Source organism: Christiangramia marina (genome assembly GCF_048285865.1).
Classification (GTDB): domain Bacteria; phylum Bacteroidota; class Bacteroidia; order Flavobacteriales; family Flavobacteriaceae; genus Christiangramia; species Christiangramia marina.
Window position 1 is genome coordinate 1 of sequence record NZ_JBLVTK010000065.1, and the last position, 295, is coordinate 295.

Genomic DNA, 295 nt, shown 5'->3' on the forward strand with positions numbered 1-295 from the left:
GCTATTGCCGCGATACAATCACAAACAATGAACGAATTGCCCAATCATCCAGAACAGGCCGCTCCGGCCAATGCGGCCGGCCCCGCTCTCCAGAAGTCGCCGTCCCATCCTTCGCATGGCGGCGGCTTGCAGGCCTTGCTGCGTCCGCTGCCGCTGGCGGTCGCGGCCCTTGCCGTGCTGCTGGCGGTGCAGACCGTCACCTCGCACAGCCGGATCAACACCTTGCGCCGCGACATGGCGCTGAGCCTGCAGAAAGGCAATGCCGTGAACGCGGAAAGGCAATGCCGTTTCCGCG

Annotated in this window: 1 protein-coding gene; it reads left to right on the forward strand. The window is 64.7% G+C overall.

Features of this window, described 5'->3' with window-relative positions; translation table 11 throughout:
- Window positions 1-27 precede the first annotated feature (27 nt).
- The coding region (locus ACNKXS_RS15325) for a hypothetical protein (protein WP_417921639.1) at window positions 28-295 on the forward strand (268 nt) is incomplete at its 3' end.